The sequence below is a fragment of the Pollutimonas subterranea genome (genome assembly GCF_002849655.1).
Lineage (GTDB): Bacteria > Pseudomonadota > Gammaproteobacteria > Burkholderiales > Burkholderiaceae_B > Pollutimonas > Pollutimonas subterranea.
The window spans coordinates 1-2034 of record NZ_PDNW01000050.1 but is presented as its reverse complement, the minus strand read 5'-3'; the positions used below and the strand labels follow the sequence as shown (position 1 = coordinate 2034).

The 2034-nt window shown below is 60.4% G+C and carries 2 protein-coding genes; both read right to left on the bottom strand.

Annotation, left to right across the window (positions count from 1 at the left end; genetic code table 11):
- Window positions 1–592, bottom strand: a 592-nt coding sequence (gene istB / locus CR159_RS21270) for an IS21-like element helper ATPase IstB (protein ID WP_102075937.1), incomplete at its 3' end; no start/stop codon positions are given.
- Window positions 579–2034 (bottom strand): IS21 family transposase (gene istA, locus CR159_RS21265; protein WP_102075936.1); only part of this gene is annotated, 1456 nt, incomplete at its 5' end. The genes istB and istA, both read right to left, overlap by 14 nt.

Sequence of the window (2034 nt, the reverse complement as noted above, 5' to 3'; positions counted from 1 at the left end):
GGATGATGGATCGGTACTCGTACAGAACATTGACAAGCTGGAACAGATTGAACCGAGCCTGCGCCGTCATGGGCAGGTAGCCAAGTTCGTCAATGATGAGTACGTCGAATTTGGCCAACTGAGTGATCCGCTTCTTGAGCTCGCCTTTCATTTCAGCCAACTCCAGGTCTTCCACCAGATCGAGCGCGGTGCGGAATAAGACTTTGTAGCCGGCCTGGATCGCTTTTTGGCCAAGCCCAATGGCCAAGTGGGTCTTGCCCACGCCCGGCGGACCGATGAAGACCACGTTCTCGCGATTGTCGATGAACCCGAAGTCCAGCAGTGCATTGACCTGGCGCTTGGTGATTGTCGTCTGGTGCCGGTAATCGAAGTCTTCCAGGTGCTTGGCCAGAGGCAATCCGGCTTGGCGATGGTGGCGGTTGATGCGGCTGCGCGTGCGCTCGGCAATCTCGTGCTCGGCGAGCATCTGGGCGAAGTTCAGATGTGAGAGGTCATTGGCCTCGGCCTGCGATACCAGCCCGAGCAGATCACGGCCGATGGCGCTCAGGCGCAAGCTGCGGTACTGGGCACTAGTGTGTTCAAGCTGGCTCATGGATCACCTCCTGTCCAGCAGGATGGCCAACACGGGCGTAGGCGCCCAGATCCAGCGGTACGCGCCGGTGCGGGCCAGTCATAGGTGCTGGCGTGATACGGCCACGCTGCCTAGCCTGCTGGTTCGCTTGCAGGTAGCGCTTGAGCATGCTGGCCGTCAATTCGTGACGCTGCGACAGGCCGGTCATCAAGACGGCATCGACGGGCTGGTGATCTTGCAGCAGCGCGCGCACCGCCACGAGCTGATCCTTGTAGATACGTGGCGATGTGCGTTTGAGCACCGCGCATAGAGCGGCGCCTGTCTCCTGCGGTATGAGGGCCGCAATGGCCTGCTCCAGGTCGGCGATGCGCTGGGCGTGATCCCGGTAATGGTGGTTGTTCTTGACGATCCGGCCACGCTGGGCACACAACTCATGCATGGCAATCGCCTCGCCCGTCTCCAGGTCAGTGATAGTCAGATTATTGTCGTGTTCCGCCACGCCCACATTGGCCTGTTGCCAGGCCATGGGCACGGAGTACTTGTTGGACTTCCAGGAGATGAGCCCCGTCTTGTCGGCGCGCCGGGTCTGGACCGTGGCCGCCCGGGTGGTCACACTGGCTGGCGACAGGTACGGACGCAAGTGCTGGCGCTCCTCTTGCTCGAAGTGTTCCCGTGGCACGCGCCCCGTCGTTCCATGCATCCGCGCATTGGCCACCGTCTCGAGCCATTGCTGCACGTGTTGGCGCAGATCCTGTTGGCTGGCAAATTCCTCACCGTACAGGCAATCCTGCTTGACGTATTTAACGCCGGCCTCCACTTTACCTTTGCTCTCTGGATCGTAGCCTTCGCAGGCATAGAGCCGGAAGCCCGCCGTGGTCGCGAATTCATGGAAACGCTGGTTGACGGTCAGTTCCCTATATTGTTCGCTAAGCACCACCAACTTGGTCTGATCGTACACACACTCCTCAGGCGTGCCGCCGAAGTAACGCAAGGCCTCGTCGTGCAATTGAATGAAGGCCGCGGTATCCAATGGCTTGAACGCGACCCCCACGTACATCAGGCGCGAGCACGACAGCACGAACACCACGAAGTGCACCGTGCGTTCTTGCCCGCCAATGAGTACGCCGCGCAGTTCGCCCGGATCGACCTGACATTGGATGCCGGGCACAGACTGGGGCACCGGTTCGTAATAGCGCAACTGGCCTGTGGCCACTTGCTCCTTTAACGCCTGCACATAGCGACGGATGCTGCGCGAGGAGACCGCCAGCTCGCTGCCGCGCTCCCGTAGCCGGCGTGCGAGCTTGACGGCACTGAGCTTCGGAAAGCGCTTGAGCTGGTGGATCAGAAAATCCCGATGCGCGTCCAGGTGCTTGTGGCGCGACCCGTCATCCTTGTAGGCGCTGATTTGCTTCTCTTCCAACTGCAAATACTTACGCACCGTATTGCGCGAGATGCTCAGTTCC